Source organism: Pseudomonas sp. YQ_6 (assembly GCF_043103245.1).
GTDB classification, from domain to species: domain Bacteria; phylum Pseudomonadota; class Gammaproteobacteria; order Pseudomonadales; family Pseudomonadaceae; genus Aquipseudomonas; species Aquipseudomonas alloputida.
On record NZ_JBICJR010000047.1, the window covers coordinates 90,063 to 108,946 of the forward strand.

The window sequence follows — 18,884 nt, forward strand, 5'->3', positions numbered from 1 at the left end:
CCATGCGCGCGATTCGCATGCTGTTGGTTTCTGCCCTTACCCTGGGCTCGGTTACAGCTTATGCCGGTGAGCAAGACGTACAACGCCTGACCCAGTTGCTGGAAAAGTCGCAGGCCATCGAGGCCAACTTCTCCCAGCTGACCCTGGGCGCCGATGGCACCAGCCTGCAGGAAACCTCGGGCAAGATGACGGTCAAGCGCCCGGGCCTGTTCTACTGGCACACCGATGCACCGCAGGAGCAGGTGGTGGTGTCGGACGGCAAGAACGTCACCCTGTGGGACCCGGACCTGGAACAGGCCACCATCAAGAAGCTCGACGTGCGCCTGAACCAGACCCCGGCCCTGTTGCTGTCCGGGGACGTGTCGAAGATCAGCCAGAGCTTTGATATCGCGTCCAAGGAGCAGGGCGAAGTAATGGACTTCACCCTCAAGCCAAAGACCAAGGACACCTTGTTCGACTCGCTGCGCGTGTCGTTCCGCAAAGGCCTGATCAATGACATGCAGCTGATCGACAGCGTCGGCCAGCGCACCAACATCCTGTTCAATGGCGTCAAGGCCAACCAGGCGGTGCCGGACAGCAAGTTCAAGTTCGACATCCCCAAGGGCGCGGACGTGATCAAGGAGTAACCAGAGCTCGCCATGGACCTGTTTCGAAGCGAACCCGTCGCCCAGCCCCTGGCCGCCCGTCTGCGCCCGTCCAGCCTGGATGAGTACGTCGGCCAGGAGCACCTGCTGGCGCGCGGCAAACCGCTGCGCGAAGCGCTGGAACAAGGTGCGCTGCACTCGATGATCTTCTGGGGGCCGCCCGGGGTCGGCAAGACCACGCTGGCGCGGTTGCTGGCGCAGTTCTGCGATGCGCACTTCGAAACGGTGTCGGCGGTGCTGGCCGGGGTGAAAGAGATCCGCCAGGCCGTGGAGGTGGCCAAACAGCAGGCTGGCCAATATGGCCGTCGCACCATCCTGTTCGTTGACGAGGTGCACCGCTTCAACAAGTCGCAGCAGGACGCCTTTTTGCCCTATGTCGAGGACGGCACGCTGCTGTTCATCGGTGCCACCACCGAAAACCCGTCGTTCGAGCTGAACAACGCGCTGCTGTCGCGGGCGCGGGTGTATGTGCTCAAGAGCCTGGACGAAGCGGCCCTGCGCAAGCTGGTCAACCGTGCGCTGACGGAAGAGCGTGGCCTGGGCAAGCGCAACCTGCGGGTGGGCGACGACGCCTTCAAGATGCTGATGGCCGCTGCCGACGGCGATGGCCGGCGCATGCTCAACTTCCTCGAGAACGCCTCGGACCTGGCTGAAGACGGCAGCGAGATCGACGTCGAGATGCTACAGAGCCTGCTGGGTGACAGTCGCCGCCGCTTCGACAAAGGCGGCGAGGCGTTCTACGACCAGATTTCCGCGCTGCACAAGTCGGTGCGTGGCTCCAACCCCGATGGCGCCCTGTACTGGTTTGCACGCATGCTCGACGGCGGCTGCGATCCGCTGTACATCGCCCGCCGCGTGGTGCGCATGGCCAGCGAGGACATCGGCAACGCCGACCCGCGTGCGCTTAGCCTGTGCCTGGCAGCCTGGGATGTGCAGGAGCGCCTTGGTAGCCCCGAGGGCGAGTTGGCGGTGGCCCAGGCCATCACCTACCTTGCCTGTGCACCCAAGAGCAACGCGGTGTACGTGGCCTTCAAGACCGCCCTGCGTGAAGCGGCCGAGCACGGTTCGCTGGAGGTGCCGTTGCACTTGCGCAATGCCCCGACCAAGCTGATGAAGCAGTTGGGCTATGGCGACGAGTACCGCTATGCCCATGATGAACCCGACGCCTACGCCGCCGGAGAGGATTACTTCCCCGATGAACTGGAGCCGCGCCAGTACTATCAGCCGGTGCCCCGTGGCCTGGAACTGAAAATTGGCGAGAAGCTGCGCCACCTGGCTGACCTCGACCGCAACAGCCCCCGCCAGCGGAGAAAACCATGATTGCACTCATCGCCGCAGTCAGCGCCGGTGGTATTGCTGGTACCTTGTTGCGCTTCGCTACCACCAACTGGGTGGCGGCCCACTGGCCACGGCACTTCTATGCCGGTACGCTGGCGGTCAACCTGGTTGGCTGCCTGCTGATCGGCTTGCTCTATGGCTTGTTCTTGCACAAGCCGCTGGCGCCGGTCGAATTGCGCGCCGGCCTGATTGTCGGCTTTCTCGGTGGCCTGACGACCTTTTCCTCCTTCTCGCTCGATACCGTGCGCCTGATGGAAAGCGGGCAAGTGCCCCTTGCCTTGGGCTATACCAGTATCAGCGTGGTGGGCGGGCTGCTCGCAACCTGGGCTGGCCTGTCCCTGACCCGATTCTGAACCAACACCTACATATAACGAGAGAACGATATGCTCGATTCCAAACTGTTACGCGGCCAACTTCAGGAAGTGGCGGACCGCCTGGCCTCCCGTGGCTTCAGCCTGGATGTCGCGCGCATCGAATCACTGGAAGAGCGCCGCAAGGCGGTGCAGACCCGCACCGAACAACTGCAGGCTGAGCGTAACGCCCGTTCCAAGTCCATCGGCCAGGCCAAGGCCAAGGGCGAAGACATCGCCCCGCTGATGGCGGACGTCGAGCGCATGGCCAACGAACTGGCTGCCGGCAAGGCTGAGCTGGACGCCATTCAGGCCGAGCTGGATGGCATCCTGCTGACCATTCCCAACTTGCCGGACGCCAGCGTGCCGGTTGGCGCCAGCGAAGACGATAACGTCGAAGTGCGCCGTTGGGGCACGCCGAAGGCGTTCGACTTCGAAATCAAGGACCATGTGGCCCTCGGTGAAATCAGCGGTGGCCTGGACTTCGAAGCGGCTGCCAAGCTGTCCGGCGCCCGTTTTGCTGTGCTGCGTGGTCCGGTTGCCCGCCTGCACCGCGCCCTGGCGCAGTTCATGATCAACCTGCACACCGGCGAGCATGGCTACGAGGAACACTACACCCCGTACATGGTGCAGGCGCCGGCGCTGCAGGGCACTGGCCAGTTGCCGAAGTTCGAGGAAGACCTGTTCAAGATCACCCGCGAAGGCGAGGCTGACTTCTACCTGATCCCGACCGCCGAAGTGTCGCTGACCAACCTGGTGGCGGGTGAAATCCTCGACGCCAAGCAGCTGCCGCTGAAACTGGTTGCCCATACCCCTTGCTTCCGCAGCGAAGCCGGCGCTTCTGGCCGTGACACCCGCGGCATGATTCGCCAGCACCAGTTCGACAAAGTCGAGATGGTGCAGGTGGTAGAGCCGGCCAAGTCGATGGAAGCCCTGGAAGGCCTGACCGCCAACGCCGAACGCGTGCTGCAGTTGCTTGAGCTGCCATACCGCGTGCTGGCCCTGTGCACTGGCGACATGGGCTTTGGTGCGGTGAAAACCTACGACCTGGAAGTGTGGGTGCCGAGCCAGGACAAGTACCGCGAAATCAGCTCGTGCTCCAACTGTGGTGACTTCCAGGCGCGCCGCATGCAGGCTCGCTGGCGCAACCCGGAAACCGGCAAGCCAGAGCTGGTACACACGCTCAACGGCTCCGGTCTGGCCGTAGGCCGTACCCTGGTTGCTGTGCTGGAAAACTACCAGCAGGCCGACGGTTCGATCCTGGTGCCGGAAGTGCTGAAGCCTTACATGGGCGGCGTCGAGGTCATCCGCTAAATGGATTACCTGCCGCTGTTCCACAAGCTGCAGGGTGGCCGCGTGCTGGTCGTCGGTGGCGGTGAGATCGCCTTGCGCAAGGCGCGCCTGCTGGCCGATGCCGGCGGCTTGCTGCGCGTGGTGGCGCCGGACGTCGACGGCCAGTTGGCCGCGTTGGCCCGGGAAGGTGGCGGGGAGGTGCTGGTGCGTGGCTATCAGGCAGCCGATCTGGTCGGTTGCCGGCTGGTAATCGCGGCGACTGACGACCCTGGGCTGAATGCCCAGGTGTCGGCCGATGCGCAGGCCCTTAGCCTGCCGGTCAATGTGGTGGATGCGCCGGCCCTGTGTACGGTGATCTTCCCGGCGATCGTGGACCGTTCGCCGCTGGTAATTGCGGTTTCCAGCGGCGGTGACGCCCCGGTACTGGCACGCCTGATTCGAGCCAAGCTCGAGGCGTGGATCCCTTCGGCCTATGGTGAGCTGGCCGGGCTGGCTGCACGCTTCCGGCACAAGGTCAAATCCCTGTACCCGGACGTCAACCAGCGTCGCGGCTTCTGGGAAACTGTGTTCCAGGGGCCGATCGCCGAGCGTCAGCTGGCCGGGCAGGGTGCTGAAGCCGAACGTCTGTTGCAGGCGATGGTGGACGGCGCACCGGTGCAGCAGGGTGGTGAGGTGTACTTGGTTGGTGCAGGCCCGGGTGATCCGGACTTGCTGACCTTCCGTGCCTTGCGCCTGATGCAGCAGGCCGACGTGGTGCTGTACGACCGCCTGGTCGCACCTGCCATCATCGATATGTGTCGTCGTGATGCCGAGCGTATCTACGTAGGCAAGCGCCGCGCTGATCATTCAGTGCCGCAGGACCAGATCAACCGCCTGCTGGTCAATCTGGCTCTGCAGGGCAAGCGGGTGCTGCGCCTGAAGGGTGGCGACCCGTTCATCTTCGGCCGGGGTGGCGAAGAGATCGAAGAGCTGGCCGAGCATGGCATTCCGTTCCAGGTGGTGCCGGGCATTACCGCGGCCAGCGGCTGCTCGGCGTATGGCGGCATTCCGCTGACTCACCGCGACTATGCCCAGTCGGTGCGCTTCGTCACCGGGCACCTCAAGGACGGCACCAGCAACCTGCCGTGGAATGACCTGGTGGCGCCGGCGCAGACCTTGGTGTTCTACATGGGGTTGGTGGGCTTGCCGACCATCTGTGCCGAGCTGATTCGCCACGGGCGTGCCGCGAGTACCCCGGCGGCGTTGGTGCAGCAGGGGACCACGCGTAATCAGCGAGTGTTCACCGGCACCTTGGCGGACTTGCCAGACCTGGTGGCCCAGCATGAGGTGCACGCGCCGACCCTGGTGATTGTGGGGGAGGTGGTACAGTTGCGTGACAAGCTGGCCTGGTTCGAAGGTTCACAGAACAGCTGAAATCGTTGGGGCCGCTTTGCGGCCCATCGCACATGCCCCAGGCATTGCAAGGTCCTTGTGAGAGCGGCCTTGTGTCGCGATGGGCTGCAAAGCAGCCCCGGCTTTCTCAAGCCTGCCAAATCCCTTTGCCCACCAACCGCTCTCTATCATGCGGCAAACCAAAGTCCTGCAAAGGCCCTTTAGGCACAATCCCGTTCGGGTTGATGGTCTTGTGGCTCATGTAATAGTGCTTCTGGATATGCTCCATGTTCACCGTACCCGCCACCCCAGGCCACTGGTACAGCTCACGCAGCCAGTTGGACAGGTTGTGGTAGTCGCTCAGGCGGCGCAGGTTGCACTTGAAGTGCCCGTGGTACACCGCATCGAAGCGCACCAATGTAGTGAACAGGCGTACATCAGCCTCGGTCAGGTACTCACCCGCCAGGTAGCGATTGCGGCCTAGCAAGGCTTCCAGGTAATCCAGTTCGTTGAACACATCGTCAAAGGCAGCCTCGTAAGCGTCTTGCGTGGTGGCAAAGCCTGCGCGGTACACACCGTTGTTCACCGCCGGGTAGATGCGCTCGTTCAGTGCTTCGATGGTCGGGCGCAGCGATTCGGGGTAAAGGTTCAGTGTATTGCCGGTCAGCTCGTTGAATGCGCTGTTGAATATGCGGATGATTTCTGCCGACTCATTGTTGATGATTCGCTTCTCTTTCTTGTCCCACAGTACAGGTACCGTCACGCGCCCTGTGTAGTGCGGGTCATCCTGGGTGTAGCGCTGGTGCAGGTATTGCAGGGCGTCGAGGTGGTCCCCGCTGGAGCCTTGCTGCTGATCGAAGGTCCAGCCATGGTCCTGCATCAGCCAGCTGACCACTGACACGTCGATCAACGGCTCCAGGCCTTTCAGCGCGCGAACGATCAGGGTGCGGTGGGCCCATGGGCAGGCCAGCGACACATACAGATGGTAGCGGCCGCCCTCGGGGGCGGGCAGCTGATTGCGGCGCTGGGCATTCTCACGCTTGAACGTGCCGTCCTTGCCGTTTTCATACCACTGGTCGTGCCAGCGACCGTCGATCAATAGGCCCATGGTGAGCTCCTGAAACAAAGTTGTTTGTCGTTGGAGCCCAGTCTAGGGCAAATCGTTCGAAGAAATAGCGCAAAGATCGGGGTTCTATTATCGGCTAAATCGATCTATTTCGAGTGTCCCAATAGCCTTGCGCCGTTACGAAGGCCTGCTCGCGGTGCTGTCCCAAGCCACGCAGGGCCAGCGCCATGGTCGCAATCAGGGCCTTTTCGCCATAACTGTCTTCCACTTCGCCACGCCAGAACGCCAGCAAGTGCTCTGCCTGCAGGCTGGGCGGCTTGACATGGCGGCGTTCGCTCAGCGCTGGCCACTCTTCATCCCACGCCTCACCCGCCGTGGTGCCGTAGAGATGGCTGATGACATCGGGATTGACCTCGATTTCGCCGCCATCACCCTTGATCACCACGGCATGGTCGCCCAGCAAGCGGCTGGCTTCGCGGTGCACTGCCTGGTAACCGGGGTGAAAGATGCTCTGCAATCCACAGCGAGCGCCCAGCGGATTGAGCACCCGAGCCAGCGAGTGGATGGGCGAGCGCAGGCCCAGTGTATTGCGCAGGTCGATCATGCGTTGCAGCTGCGGCGCCCAGTCGTGCAGCGGGAAGAATGCCAGCTGGTGTTGGTCCAGCGCGTTGCCGACGGCGGCCCAGTCGCGGCACAGCGGAATCTGCAGCAGGTCGAGCAGTTGCTCTGTATACATACGCCCGGCAGTGTGTGCGCCACCGCCGTGCATCAAGATGCGAACGCCATTGCTGGCCAGGCACTTGGCGGCCAGCAGGTACCAGGGCAGGTGACGCTTCTTGCCCGCGTACGTGGGCCAGTCCAGGTCAACGGCGATGCGCGGCGCCTGCAGGTGGGCGCGCAAGGCCTCGGTGAAGCCAGCCAGCTCTTCGGCGCTTTCTTCCTTGTGCCGCAGTAGCATGAGGAAGGCACCGAGCTGGGTGTCTTCAACCTTGCCTTCCAGCAGCAGGGTCATGGCTGCACGGGCCTCCTCGCGGGTCAGGCCACGCGCGCCGCGCTTGCCTTTGCCGAGAATGCGCACGAATTCGGCGAACGGGTGTTCGGCGGGGGTTTCCAGAGTGAGCGGACGAGGTTCGGTCATATGCAGTTGGTCGGCTTGGGCAGGCCCGCCAGCTTGGCGGCAAGTTTGGCGGGGGTGCCGTTGAACAGGCGGTTAAGGTGCGGGCTGTTGCCCTTTTCAGGGCCCAGCTTGAGGGCCGTGTACTTGATCAGCGGGCGGGTGGCCGGAGACAGCTGGTATTCCTGATAGAACTGACGGAGCAGTTCGAGGATTTCCCAGTGGTCCGCCGTCAACGGGATACCCTCGCGCTTGGCCAAAGCCTCGGCGGCGTCGTGGGACCAATCTTGCAGGTCGACCAGGAAGCCATCCTTGTCCAGGGCGATCACCTGATCGCCAACGGTGAGCGTATTCATAGCCAGCTGTTGACCTTGTCGTATTGCAGCGACAGTTCGACGAACTCGGCGTAGTCCACGGCCTTTGCCAGGTCGTTGCCGACCGCGCGGGCGTGTACATCCTCGTCCAGGGCGAACAGGCGCTGGGCCAGGCCGGCGGCTTGCAGATGGCCATGCGGCTCGCTGCCGCTGCGCAGGGCATACACGGCATCGCCGCACAGCAGCAGGGCATCTTCGGCACCGAGCAGGCGCAGGCAACTGGCCAGGCGCTCGTCGCCAAACGGGGAATGGGCAATTACATGCAGGGTCTTCATCAGAGCGTTATCACCTGGTCGAAACGGGCTATCAGCGCGGCCAGCGATGCGTCATCGAGCACTTGCACCGGCAGCGCCAGGGTATGGGCTGCCAGGCCACGACGGGCCAGGCTGTGGTTGCAGGCGAACAGTTCTTCGACACCGAACATCGGCAACGCCTGCAGGTTGGCGGCCAGGTTCTTTTGTTGCACGGCGGCGGGTTGCTGGTCCGGCGCGAGCTGGAACACACCATCGTCGAGGAACAGCATGCCCAACGGCAGGTCGAACGCGCCGCCGGCCAGGGCGATGTCCAGCGCCTCGCGGGCAGAGGGGCCATTCCACGGTGCCTGACGGCTGATGATCAACAAAGACTTGGCCATATCAGTCGCCTCCGAAGCAGACAAGGCGGTCGGCCACTTGCGCGGCCTCGTGCAGTTGGCCCAGCCCCGACAGTTCCCAGGGCTTGGGCAGGTTCACGGCCGGGCGCTGGTAGCGGTTGGCCTCGGCTTCGTCGAGCACGCCACGGCGCAGGGCGGCGGCGATACACACCACGGCGTCCAGCTGGTGGGTCTGTATGAACGTGTGCCACTGGCCAGCCACGTCCAGTTCGTCCTGGGGCGCGACGACGTTGGCCGAGGCGCTATGTACCCCGTCCTGATAGAAGAACAGTCGGGCAATCTCATGCCCGCCGGCCAGCACCGCTTCGGCGAAGCGCAGGGCGCGTCGCGAAGAGGGCGCATGGGCCGGTGAGAACACCGCGATAGCGAATTTCATGGCTAACTCATGCAAAGGAATGGTGCCATGATAAAGCAAAAAAGCCCGCGCCCGCTTGTGCAAGCGGGCGCGGGCTTTTCATTCAAGCTCCAGGTTCAAGCCTGCTCCTTGCCCTCTGGCAAGAACCAGTTCAGCACCAGCGCACAAATCCCCCCGGTAGCCACACCCGACTCCAGCACATTGCGAATCGCCGCCGGCATGTGCGCCAGGAACTCCGGCACCTGCGCCACACCCAGCCCCAGTGCCAACGACACGGCAATAATCAGCAGCGCCCGACGGTCCAGTCGGGTACTGGCCAGAATATTGATCCCTGAAGCCGCAACCGCGCCAAACATGACCATCGCCGCGCCGCCCAGCACCGGCTCCGGCACGGCCTGAATCACCCCGGCAACACTCGGGAACAGCCCCAGCAACACCAGCATCACGGCAATCCACATACCGATATGACGGCTAGCGATACCGGTCAGCTGAATCACCCCGTTATTCTGGGCAAAAATCGAGCTAGGGAAGGTGTTGAACAGACCGGCCAGCAGCGAGTTGGCGCCGTTGACCAGCACGCCCCCCTTGATCCGCTGCATCCACACCGGCCCTTCGACCGGCTGGCGCGACACTTTGCTGGTGGCGGTAACGTCACCGATGGCTTCCAGCGAAGTGACAAGGTAGATCACCAGCATCGGAATGAACAGTGCCCACGAGAAGCCCAGGCCAAAGTGCAGCGGTGTCGGCACCTGGAACAGCGCGGCCTCGTGCATGCCGGTAAAGTCCAGGCGGCCCAGGTATCCGGCCAGCGCGTAGCCGACCACCAGGGCGATGACGATGGCGCAGCTGCGCATCCACACCACCGGGATACGGTTGAGAGCGACGATGATCGCCAGTACCACGCCCGACATCAGCAGGTTTTCGCCATTGGCAAAGGTGCCATTGGCCATGGCCCCAAAACCACCGCCCATGCTGATCAGGCCGACCTTGATCAGTGTCAGGCCGATCATCAACACCACGATGCCAGTCACCAGCGGGGTGATCAGGCGTTTGACGAAGGGCAGGATGCGCGACACGCCCATCTCGACGAACGAGCCTGCGATTACTACGCCAAAAATGGCTGCCATTACGCCCTCAACCGGCGTGCCTTGCTTGACCATCAGCGCACCGCCGGCAATCAGCGGGCCGACGAAGTTGAAGCTGGTGCCCTGAACGATCAGCAGCCCCGCGCCAAATGGGCCGAAGCGTTTGCACTGGACGAAGGTGGCGATACCCGAGATCACCAGCGACATCGAAACGATCAAATTGGTATCACGTGCAGATACACCCAACGCCTGGCAGATCAGCAGGCCAGGAGTGACGATCGGTACGATGATCGCCAGCAGGTGCTGCAGGGCTGCCAGCAGGCCGATCAACAGCCGTGGCTTGTCCTCCAGACCAAGCACCAGTTCATTGGCAGGCGCCGCTGCGCCTGGGCTGTGTTCGTGTGAGCTCATTGCTGAAAGCCGCCCCGGAAGAAAAAAGGAGCGCATTCTACGGGGTGATGGCGGATAGCGGTAGAGAAAACGGGATGACGGCACGAGCATCTTGCAGCTCAACCCATTTCCAACGCCCACAAAAAAGCCCGCCGAAGCGGGCTTCTTGCGGTACAGCAATCAATCAGTCATCACGACTCATGATGCCAAACAACTGCAGCAGGCTGACAAACAGGTTGTAGATCGACACATACAGGCTGATGGTCGCCATGATGTAGTTACGCTCACCACCGTGAATGATCGCGCTGGTCTGGAACAGGATGCAGACCGACGAGAACAGCACGAAGCCAGCGCTGATTGCCAGTTGCAGGCCGCTGATCTGGAAGAAGAAGCTGGCAACGACAGCACCCAGCAAAACGAAGAAGCCAGCAGTGATGAAGCCGCTCAGGAAGCTCATGTCCTTGCGGGTGATCAGCACGTAGGCCGACAGACCACCAAACACCAGCGCAGTCATGGCAAACGCGGAACTCACTACCTCGGCGCCACCGGCCATGCCCAGGTAACGGTTGAGGATCGGGCCGAGGATGAAGCCCATGAAACCGGTGAGCGCGAAGGTGGACACCAGGCCCCAGGCCGAATCACGCAGTTTGTTGGTAAGGAAGAACAGCCCGTAGAAGCCGATCAGCACCACGAACACGTTCGGGTAGCCGACGCGCATCTGCTGGGCAACGAAAGCCATGACACCGCTGAAGGCAAGAGTAAGCGCCAGCAGGCTGTACGTGTTGCGCAGGACCTTGCTGATCTCCTGCTGCTCGACCTGCTGGCCGTGGTGGACGGCATAATCCTGTTCGCGCATGGCGACACTCCTTGGTAAACCTGTGGTTTCGGACGTTCAGATGCTAGGAGTCTATCAGAGCTCCTGCAACCCGCGACACAGAGAGTTTGACAGCGTGTTTCATTAAGGTATTATGGCGGCCGCAAAACGAGCTGGAAGCGTGGCCGAGTGGTTTAAGGCAACGGTCTTGAAAACCGTCGATGGGCAACTATCCTAGAGTTCGAATCTCTACGCTTCCGCCATACAAGTGCTTGATTTCATTGATGTTCGCCGCCGCTTGACCCTCAAATGGGAGCGTTTTGGGAACACTTTGGGAATGACAGGCAGAAGAAAGGGGCCCTTGCGGCCCCTTTTTTTCGCGTTCAGGTCAACCTGAGCGCCTGATTCAACAACCCCACTGCATCCGGGCCGTCCTCGCTGATCCACTTCGCGTAGTGCTTGAAGATCATCGCTGTCAACGTGTACCCCATCTGATCCGCAATCCACTCGGAGCGGTTGCTACAGTCACTTAGCGTTTTGATGATCCGCAAGTCGTCCCAGGATAGTGGCTGACAGCTTCGCCGACATCCCACTTCGGGCCGTTGGCATTCGCAGGGATGGACTGGGCACTTCCAGGTGACGGCTTCACGACAATCATTCCATGTGGGGAGGGCTGATGATACGAGAAGGAGCTTGGCCAACCAAGGTGGGGTTAGAAGGCTTGCCCGGTTTATGGGTAGAAGAATGCCTGCTGCTAGGCGGGCACGCACTATCACGCAGGGATAGCGGTCTCTAATATCCCGCGAAAATTAAGCGAAAGAAACGTCCTCACAGCGTTGAGGGATGGTCGAAGGCGGCGTGCTTAGCTGTTTGACCCACATGTTTGCCGATGAGTGTTCTTCCGCCAACCCCGTAAATTCATGCCGAAGAGACAGATTTGGAGGATGATCAACGCCCACGCTTCTGATTGCCAGCCCCACACAGCCCACAACACATTGCTGGCAATGAAGCAGCAGAAGCCTAACTTCCTTCTCCCGGGGCGGCGGGAACCAATGCACCATGCTGCCAGCACGGTCATGGCCATGGCAGGCCATTCGAGTAACTCGATCCAATGATTCATGAAGCTTTACCCGACTGCTTGTTCGACATCTGCGGCGGATCCCTGCCAGCCGTGGCACTGGCAGGGAATGGCCTTATCAGGCGGCCCGCTGCTCGCCCTTGAGCATCTTTTTCTGGGCTTCCATGGTTTGCCCAAGTTGTTCCAGCACGTCCTTGCCAAGAAGCTTTTTGGCCGTCGGGAAGAGTTCGCCTTCTTCTTCCTCGATGTGGTGCTCCAGCAGCTCTTTCATGACTTTGACCCGACCGGCAAACTCAACGGAGCCGGTTTCTGTGTGTAGGAGGTCAGGGATGACGAGGGCGTCGACAGTGCGATGCTCTTCCTTGGCCTCGTAGTACATTTTCGCCTCTTCCTTGCCGCCGGCTTTTTTAATAGCCGGATACAGGATTTCCTCCTCAAGCGCTGTGTGGATCTGTAATTCTTGCTCGATTTTTTGCAGTAGCTCGGCCCGTTTTTTCACGGCTCGTTCTGTTGTGGCCGACAGTTCCTCGAGCAACTTCTTCACCAGCTTGTGGTCTTGGATCAGTAAGTCGATAGCGTTCATGGCGTTACCTCATCACGGATTGGGTTTACGAAGTTTGCTTGTGGTTGAGTCGCAGCCAAGCGGCAGGGTTCAACTCTCTCGATGGCTGACACCTTCGAGCGGTGTAGCGACCATTGCGCCCCTTAAGGAGATAAGCTGTGTCGCGAGTCTGCCAATGAAAAGCAGCGCGCTCGCCTCGCAGCCGTCGCTGGTGATAGGCACACAAGAAGAACGGCGACCGGCATTCTGGAAAGACCCTGCCAGTTGCCGTTCCGATGGAATTTTTTGTGGCCCCTTTGCTCAATAGCGCATGAACTAGGGAGGGAATTCTGGTGGTGGGACAGCACCTGTATGTCACTGAGTATGAGCTTCACGGTGAGCCTCGGACATTTATCATTCGTCTGGAGAAAATGAGTAATGCCGTCGCATGGCACTGCGCCAGCTGTGATGCCGGCATTGGTATCATCCCAAGATTCAGTCAGCAGAAGATCAAGCTGGTCAGTCGGCCGATGGCTGAGCGTTAAGGCGTCGCCAAGGTGAGGTGGCGGCTGGCTGGCGAGGGCCCCGAGTTCGTTCCGCAGCCTATCGATGTCAACAAATTCTGCGGGGCTCCCGAAGGTGCCTGAAGACCGACATCCGATCAACTTGCCTGGAGGTGTTGCCATGCAGCCGACAACTGAAGGTGCCGAAGAAAAAGGGCCAAGCGATGTAGGCATGGACGTAGTCTTGCGAAAAGCTCCGTCCATACCCCGATAGATGTTGCCTTTCTAGTTTTTCCTGCGTCGGGAACAGGCGATTGTTAACCCTGCGATGATCCCAAGCGCCGCGGCGCCTATTAGCAGGGGCGTTTTAGCTTTAGGTTGCCTCCACCCTCCGTCGATACTCCTTCTGTCACTTGGAGGCTCAAACAGGTTGCCTGATGAGGTTTCGGCTATGGGACTGCGATTTATCCCCCACCGCGTTACCCATCCAGACAACAAAGCTATTCCTGGTACTAGGTAGCTGGCCAAGTGTGCGAGGCGAGCAGCAGTCCCGACCGTTGTGTGAGCTCGAGGTGAAATTGCACAGGCTACCATTGCCTTGGCTACCCGTTCGGGATCGTAGATGGGGCTTGGCGGTGTCAGCGCATGCCCGGTGTAGTTGCCGCCGTCTCGGAAGCCGGGTGTGTCCATGACTGCTGGATAAATGTCGCACACATGGATGTTTGGAAACTTGGTCAGCTCCCCTCGCAGCGCCTCGGTCAGTCCACGCAAACCGAACTTGCTCGCCGAATAAGCCGCTGCATAGGGCTGGGCTACCCAGCTGCCCAGCGACAGTGTGTTGATCAAAATGCCGCTACCTTGCGCTTTGAAGAAGGGAAGGGCGACGTAGGCGCCTCGCAGGTAGCCAATCAGATCGGTCTGGATAACCTGTTCGTGAGCTTCCAGCGGGGTAGCCTCGAAGCTTCCGACCGCCCCAACCCCGGCGTTGTTGACCCAGATATCGATCCGTCCATGGCCAAACGCTGAGGCCTGGGCGGCCAGCGCTTGAACCTGGTCGCTGTGGGTGACGTCGGTGGTGATCGCTATGGCATCCGTACCACAATCGGTGCATTCATCCAGGACGTCAAATAATGCTTCTTCATCGCGGGCTGCGAGCACCAAGCGTGCGCCTTTGCAGGCAAAGGCGTGTGCGGCGGCGCGGCCTATGCCGCTGGATGCCCCTGTGATTACCACGACTTTGCCACGCAGCGGCCCCCTGACGGGATATCCACTACGGGGAGCTTCTTGCTCTGTGCCGCTGCTACGGTGTTCGAAGGGTGCGATGATTTCGTCGGCTTCAACCAGAGAGAGCTCAAGGGCGGTGCCATCGACCAGGGTCAAGGTCAGCCCTTCGACCGTACCTGCCTCTTTGTTTGGAAACACGGGTTCACCTTCAGCATCCAGGCTGTCGTATATGAAGCGTGTACCTTCGAGCCATCCCACGGCGGTGAGAAGCTCGGGGCCTAGATAATATTTCCCGTCTTGAAAGAAGCCTGGAAACTGATGCGCTCGCTCCACGTTTTCAACCCGGTAGCGCTCACCTGATTTCATACCTGTCGCTTGATCGACCATTATGCAAACCTCTATAGGTTGGGCCTGGAATATCAGCCTTTGCTGTGCTCGTCTGAAGTGGGCCCAGTGCCTCGCTTGATGCCTCGCGGGCCAGCAACGCCCCATATCCCCAGGCCAACAAGCGGTAGGGCCACGATCAGGAGAGCCCAGGCCGCTTTCACCGCATCTGTCTTGTCGCTCCGGAACACGCTGACGATGGCCCACAGGTCGATGAGCAGAAGAATTGCCGCAACGGCAATCCAGAAGTAACTGGCGAGACCGTTCATGATCACTCCTCCTCTAGAGGTGGTCAGGGCCCAAGGTGCCCGGTGCAGCACCTGGCACGAGGATGACCTTGCGACAGTTATCCTGCTTTTGATCGAACATTTTGTAGCCCATGGCCGCCTCTTCTAGGGCTAAGCGGTGAGTAACGATCAATTCCGGTTGCAGGCGTCCTGCTTCAATGTGCTCCAGCAGTTCGGGAAGGTATTTTTGAACATGGGTCTGACCCATTTTGAAGGTCAGGCCTTTGTCGAAGGCATCACCGAACATGAAGCCGTGAATGAACCCCGCATAGACGCCGGGCACGCTGACTATGCCGCCACGTCGCACAGCCGCGATGCTCTGGCGCAGGGCCTTGCCGCTGCTACCTTCCAGTTTCAAGGCCGTCATCACGGTTTCCGTGGTGCTGCCTTTGGCTTCAAACCCGACGGCATCGATGACCGCGTCCACGCCACGCGTACCCGGTGTCTGGCGAATGATGCTGTCGGCAGGATCATCATCCTTTTCGAAGTTGATCGGGATGACGCCATAGGCTTGCTGGGCATAGGCTAGCCGGTAGTCGTTGTCATCCACCATAAAGACGATGTGAGCGCCCAGCATCCGTGCGCAGGCCGCACTCAACAGCCCCACTGGCCCCGCGCCATAGATCGCTACCGATGAGCCTTCGCCAATCTCGGCATTGATGACCGCTTGCCAAGCGGTGGGAAGGATGTCGGATAGGAACAGCACTTTGTCATCCGCGAGGGTCGTCGGGACTTTGAATGGCCCGACATTGCCTTTGGGCACCCTAACGTAATCAGCTTGGCCTCCAGGGATCCCTCCATACAGATGGCTGTATCCGAACAGCGCTGCGCCTGGTGGTATGCCCTTTTTGTTGATGATCGATCCGCGCCCGCTATTGGTGGTTTCACAGGCAGCGAAGAGATCATGCTGGCAGAAAAAGCAACTTCCACAAGCGATGACAAAAGGAATCACCACTCGGTCGCCAACCTGCAGGGTCGTCACGTCCCTGCCAACCTCTTCCACGATGCCCATGAATTCGTGGCCGAAGATGTCGCCTTGCTCTGTTTCCGGGATCTTGCCTCGATAGAGGTGGAGGTCGGATCCGCAGATGGCGGTGGCCGTCACCCTTAGGATGATGTCGTCTGCGTCTTGGAGGATGGGGTCTGGGACAGTATCGACCCGCACATCGTTAGCACCGTGGTAGGAGACTGCTCTCATAGTCTTGCTCCTGCAAAAAAAACGTGGGGTATGCAGGGGAAGTCTTTTGGGCTGGCAAAGTTCAGAGCAAACGCTTCAGTGGTGGGGGTAAGCAGTTTTGATTGACGCTAGGTCACGAGTTGGCGCCAGATGGCGACATGTACTGATCCTTACCGGGTGGGAAGCAGCTCTAGCATGGCACGGCTGAGCGTGTCCAAGGTGCAGGGCTTTTTAATGAAGCGCGCATTGGCAGGTAGGGAGCTGGGCGAGAAGACGACATGCCCTGAGACGATGATCACTGGCAACTCAGGATGCCCCCACCAGATGGCTTTGGCTAATTCGAGACCATCGATGTGCCCGGGCATCTGTATATCGGTAATGACTAGGGAAAGGTTTGGAATTTTGTCCAAGATAGCCAAGGCATCGTCCGCATTGGCGCAATCGGTGACGGCGTGACCGAGGTGCGTGACGGCCTCGGTCATCAGCCACCGAAGAACCTCATCGTTCTCTACTACCAACACCTGGTGTCGCATGGTTAGCCTCTCGCCCTACCTCTACAGACCTGGCATATAACAACTCGTTCCAAAGCGCTGACAGAGGATGACGAAGTGGTTTCTTTGCCCTGATGACTCAATGGGCTAGGCTGAACGCTTGGTACGTGTGGATGGTGGGAAACCGTAATGCGCCTGTACGACTTCATTGAGAGTGATATGGGAAGCATTCTCCAGGCTTGGGAGGATTTCGCACGTTCGGTCAAGACGGACTTACCCACTCAGGATTCAGCCGGCCTCAGGAATCACTCTGAGAAGATTCTGCGCACCGTTGCCGCTGATATGCGTACTGCTCAGACTGCGCATCAGCAGCCTGAAAAGGCGCAAGGTAGAGGCCCTCTAATGAGCAGCGATACGGCGGCTCAGACCCATGCCATTACTCGTTTGATAGCGGGATTTTCGATGGATCAATTGGTCTCTGAGTACCGAGCGTTGCGCTCCAGTGTTCTATCGCTCTGGCTGGCAAAAGAGACGCTTCGAGACGCAGAGCATGTTCAAGACATGATCCGCTTCAACGAGGCAGTAGACCAAGCCATGGTTGAATCCATTGCAGCCTATGGCGCAGCAGTGGAATCAACTCGAAAAATGGTACTGGCTGTGCTTGGCCATGATCTGCGTTCGCCATTGGGTGCGGTACTCATGGCTGGTGATCTAATCCTGCGACAGGATGAGTCAGGTGAGAAGGTAAAACTGCTCGCCACTCAGGTTTGTAACAGCGCTCGCCGGGCCAACAATATGGTGAACGACCTTCTGGATCTGGCGCGCTGTAATTTGGGAACAGGTATCCCGGTGCACCTGCAGCAGGTGGAGCTGAACCCGATCTGTCGCTCGGTCATCGAGGAACTGCGCGCGGGTTCCCCTGGGGCGAACATTATTTTGAACGAATCCGTACAGATCACCGGTCAGTTTGATCCTGACCGCATGGCTCAGGTCTTCTCTAACTTGATTGGCAATGCCCTACGCCATGGTGACTCGACGCTACCGATCCAGGTCACCTTCTTCAACGAAGCCGGAGTTCCGTGCTTCAGCGTGCACAATTCCGGAGAGCCGATTCCCAGGGATGTGATGCCTTATCTGTTCAAGCCAGAGGGGAGATATTCAAGCTATGCGGCAGAAGAAAAGGGCTCAGCCGCTGGGTTAGGTTTGGGGCTATTCATCGCATCGGAAATAGTCGCCAGCCATGGTGGCAGGATAGAGGTCGAGTCTGGCGTTGAAGGGGGGACGACCTTCCAGGTCATTCTGTCCTGATGCCTTCAGTCCGACTGGAAGCGCCTACCGTTGACAGCTAGGAAGCCTTCTCGCCTCAGCAATTCGGTGTTTGTAGGTTTGACCGTAACCTGCTCGAGTTCGGGAGCTGAGAACCAGCGACACTCCACGATCTCGTGTGAGGGGTGCGGCTGTACTGACGTTGGCACGTTCATGCGATAGAGCCAGTGCTCTTCCGATTGGAGTACGCTGTGTCCGAGGAAGTGAGCATCCGTCAGTTGCATGCCGGTTTCTTCACAGAGCTCTCGACGGGCTGCTTCTAGCTGGGTCTCTCCAGGATCGATTTTTCCGCCTGGCAGTGACCACTCGGAAGCTTCTTTGCGCACCAGCAAGACTTTGTCGGCTTGCAGGCAAATGACAGTGGAGTGCAATTCTTTCGATTGGCTCATGACGGTTCCTCCGGTATGAACGGAAGGCCATACCTACATCTGGAAGTTCACTCCGCTCGGTGAATGGCCTGTCGGGTCGTTTCACCATCCTCTCAGCATGATTCCAACCGCTTCCATCCATCGGAACCTTGGGTGGAATTTCAACCATGCTGAAACCACAGTCGCTGCCTTGCTGTTACGAGGTCTGCCGGAGCTCCATGAAAAGACCTCAGTTTCGGTGTCGACCCGCACTCAAACTGAACGGCGAGATCAGCGTGAGGGTCGGAACGATAACTGTCACGAAAAAGGATGTTAACGATGAAAGCGATGACTCGACTGTTCACTGGCTTCGCCATGGTCGCCGCAATGGCAAGCACTGCAGCATGGGCGGATCAGCCTGGAGCAGATTGGAAAGTAACCAAGGATCAGGCCGAAGCAACCTTAAAAGGCGCCGGCTACACGCAGATCACCAAGATCGAGGCCGATGATGGTCATTGGGAGGGGGAAGGAATGAAAACTGACGGCAAGCAGTATGAGTTCCAGGTCGATCCGCACGACGGCAAGATCATCAAGGACGAGCTGGATAACTAATCAGGGCGGTTGTTGCTCTCTGATCGGCCCGCGCTTTGTGCGCGGGCTTTTTTTCGCCTATCAATTGG

22 protein-coding genes, 1 tRNA gene and 1 pseudogene are annotated in these 18,884 nt (G+C 59.8%); 9 read left to right on the forward strand and 15 right to left on the reverse strand.

The genetic code is table 11. The annotated features are described in order from the left end of the window. Positions 1-2 precede the first annotated feature (2 nt). The 5 genes from lolA to cysG are packed head-to-tail and all read left to right on the forward strand — an operon-like array spanning position 3 to position 5,038. The gene (gene lolA, locus ACF8FG_RS15280; protein WP_392518933.1) at positions 3-626 is read left to right on the forward strand and encodes an outer membrane lipoprotein chaperone LolA; all 624 of its coding nucleotides are present in this window, start codon (positions 3-5) and stop codon (positions 624-626) included. A 12-nt stretch (positions 627-638) separates the two neighbouring features. Further along, entirely contained in the window at positions 639-1,964 is a 1,326-nt protein-coding gene (locus ACF8FG_RS15285; protein WP_019438220.1) for a replication-associated recombination protein A, read from the forward strand. Beyond that, positions 1,961-2,335 carry a fluoride efflux transporter CrcB gene (gene crcB, locus ACF8FG_RS15290; RefSeq protein ID WP_003251205.1) on the forward strand — a complete coding sequence of 125 codons (375 nt, stop codon included), beginning with the start codon at positions 1,961-1,963 and terminating at the stop codon, positions 2,333-2,335. Before ACF8FG_RS15285 ends, crcB begins: the two co-directional genes overlap by 4 nt. 30 nt (positions 2,336-2,365) lie before the next feature. After that, the gene (serS, locus tag ACF8FG_RS15295) at positions 2,366-3,646 is read left to right on the forward strand and encodes a serine--tRNA ligase (protein ID WP_014590376.1); all 1,281 of its coding nucleotides are present in this window, start codon (positions 2,366-2,368) and stop codon (positions 3,644-3,646) included. After that, positions 3,647-5,038: a siroheme synthase CysG gene (cysG, locus tag ACF8FG_RS15300; protein WP_318079924.1), complete on the forward strand. Its 1,392-nt coding sequence runs from the start codon at positions 3,647-3,649 to the stop codon at positions 5,036-5,038. A gap of 106 nt (positions 5,039-5,144) precedes the next feature. Here cysG and ACF8FG_RS15305 read toward each other — a convergent pair whose 3' ends face one another. The 8 genes from ACF8FG_RS15305 to ACF8FG_RS15340 all read right to left on the reverse strand — a co-directional run bounded on the left by ACF8FG_RS15305 (position 5,145) and on the right by ACF8FG_RS15340 (position 10,888). Continuing rightward, complete coding sequence (locus ACF8FG_RS15305; protein WP_014590378.1) at positions 5,145-6,104, reverse strand: glutathione S-transferase family protein; 960 nt, start codon at positions 6,102-6,104, stop codon at positions 5,145-5,147. A 94-nt stretch (positions 6,105-6,198) separates the two neighbouring features. Further along, on the reverse strand, positions 6,199-7,200 hold the full coding sequence (locus ACF8FG_RS15310) for a glycosyl transferase family protein (protein ID WP_135198425.1): 1,002 nt from the start codon (positions 7,198-7,200) through the stop codon (positions 6,199-6,201). Further along, positions 7,197-7,532 (reverse strand): TusE/DsrC/DsvC family sulfur relay protein, encoded by a 336-nt coding sequence (locus ACF8FG_RS15315; protein WP_010954804.1) that lies wholly within the window; start codon positions 7,530-7,532, stop codon positions 7,197-7,199. The genes ACF8FG_RS15310 and ACF8FG_RS15315 overlap by 4 nt, the downstream gene beginning before the upstream one ends. After that, entirely contained in the window at positions 7,529-7,825 is a 297-nt protein-coding gene (gene tusB, locus ACF8FG_RS15320) for a sulfurtransferase complex subunit TusB (RefSeq protein WP_014590381.1), read from the reverse strand. The genes ACF8FG_RS15315 and tusB overlap by 4 nt, the downstream gene beginning before the upstream one ends. Then, positions 7,825-8,184 carry a sulfurtransferase complex subunit TusC gene (gene tusC, locus ACF8FG_RS15325; RefSeq protein WP_014590382.1) on the reverse strand — a complete coding sequence of 120 codons (360 nt, stop codon included), beginning with the start codon at positions 8,182-8,184 and terminating at the stop codon, positions 7,825-7,827. Before tusC ends, tusB begins: the two co-directional genes overlap by 1 nt. A 1-nt stretch (position 8,185) precedes the next feature. After that, complete coding sequence (gene tusD / locus ACF8FG_RS15330; protein ID WP_076402780.1) at positions 8,186-8,578, reverse strand: sulfurtransferase complex subunit TusD; 393 nt, start codon at positions 8,576-8,578, stop codon at positions 8,186-8,188. Between the two features lie 95 nt (positions 8,579-8,673). Then, entirely contained in the window at positions 8,674-10,053 is a 1,380-nt protein-coding gene (locus ACF8FG_RS15335) for a uracil-xanthine permease family protein (RefSeq protein ID WP_318079923.1), read from the reverse strand. Positions 10,054-10,216: 163 nt separating this feature from the next. Continuing rightward, positions 10,217-10,888, reverse strand: coding sequence for a Bax inhibitor-1/YccA family protein (locus ACF8FG_RS15340; protein ID WP_014590385.1), 672 nt, complete (start codon positions 10,886-10,888; stop codon positions 10,217-10,219). A gap of 133 nt (positions 10,889-11,021) precedes the next feature. On the opposite strand from ACF8FG_RS15340, the gene ACF8FG_RS15345 reads away from it, so the two are divergent. Beyond that, positions 11,022-11,109 (forward strand) — tRNA-Ser (locus ACF8FG_RS15345). 599 nt (positions 11,110-11,708) lie between these two features. Here ACF8FG_RS15345 and ACF8FG_RS15350 read toward each other — a convergent pair. Further along, on the reverse strand, positions 11,709-11,966 hold the full coding sequence (locus tag ACF8FG_RS15350; RefSeq protein WP_076402832.1) for a hypothetical protein: 258 nt from the start codon (positions 11,964-11,966) through the stop codon (positions 11,709-11,711). A 76-nt stretch (positions 11,967-12,042) separates the two neighbouring features. Next, positions 12,043-12,507 carry a hemerythrin domain-containing protein gene (locus ACF8FG_RS15355; protein ID WP_014590387.1) on the reverse strand — a complete coding sequence of 155 codons (465 nt, stop codon included), beginning with the start codon at positions 12,505-12,507 and terminating at the stop codon, positions 12,043-12,045. Positions 12,508-12,818: 311 nt separating this feature from the next. Between ACF8FG_RS15355 and ACF8FG_RS15360 the strand changes: the two are divergent. After that, a pseudogene (locus tag ACF8FG_RS15360) lies at positions 12,819-13,007 on the forward strand (DUF6555 family protein); the annotation flags it as partial. A 246-nt stretch (positions 13,008-13,253) separates the two neighbouring features. On the opposite strand, the gene ACF8FG_RS15365 reads toward ACF8FG_RS15360, so the two are convergent. The 4 genes from ACF8FG_RS15365 to ACF8FG_RS15380 form a co-directional block, all read right to left on the reverse strand. Further along, positions 13,254-14,579 (reverse strand): SDR family oxidoreductase, encoded by a 1,326-nt coding sequence (locus tag ACF8FG_RS15365; protein ID WP_076402833.1) that lies wholly within the window; start codon positions 14,577-14,579, stop codon positions 13,254-13,256. A 32-nt stretch (positions 14,580-14,611) separates the two neighbouring features. Beyond that, on the reverse strand, positions 14,612-14,845 hold the full coding sequence (locus ACF8FG_RS15370) for a PLD nuclease N-terminal domain-containing protein (protein WP_010954786.1): 234 nt from the start codon (positions 14,843-14,845) through the stop codon (positions 14,612-14,614). A gap of 13 nt (positions 14,846-14,858) precedes the next feature. Beyond that, positions 14,859-16,061: a zinc-dependent alcohol dehydrogenase gene (locus ACF8FG_RS15375; RefSeq protein WP_076402834.1), complete on the reverse strand. Its 1,203-nt coding sequence runs from the start codon at positions 16,059-16,061 to the stop codon at positions 14,859-14,861. Positions 16,062-16,210: 149 nt separating this feature from the next. Then, positions 16,211-16,573: a response regulator gene (locus ACF8FG_RS15380; protein ID WP_019438231.1), complete on the reverse strand. Its 363-nt coding sequence runs from the start codon at positions 16,571-16,573 to the stop codon at positions 16,211-16,213. Between the two features lie 147 nt (positions 16,574-16,720). Here ACF8FG_RS15380 and ACF8FG_RS15385 point away from each other — a divergent pair, with 147 nt between their 5' ends. Then, the gene (locus ACF8FG_RS15385) at positions 16,721-17,839 is read left to right on the forward strand and encodes a sensor histidine kinase (RefSeq protein ID WP_014590391.1); all 1,119 of its coding nucleotides are present in this window, start codon (positions 16,721-16,723) and stop codon (positions 17,837-17,839) included. A gap of 5 nt (positions 17,840-17,844) precedes the next feature. Here ACF8FG_RS15385 and ACF8FG_RS15390 read toward each other — a convergent pair whose 3' ends face one another. Beyond that, a complete protein-coding gene (locus tag ACF8FG_RS15390) occupies positions 17,845-18,246 on the reverse strand; it encodes an NUDIX hydrolase (protein ID WP_318081696.1) in 402 nt (133 codons plus the stop codon). A 297-nt stretch (positions 18,247-18,543) separates the two neighbouring features. On the opposite strand from ACF8FG_RS15390, the gene ACF8FG_RS15395 reads away from it, so the two are divergent. Continuing rightward, on the forward strand, positions 18,544-18,816 hold the full coding sequence (locus tag ACF8FG_RS15395; protein ID WP_014590392.1) for a PepSY domain-containing protein: 273 nt from the start codon (positions 18,544-18,546) through the stop codon (positions 18,814-18,816). Positions 18,817-18,884 lie beyond the last annotated feature (68 nt).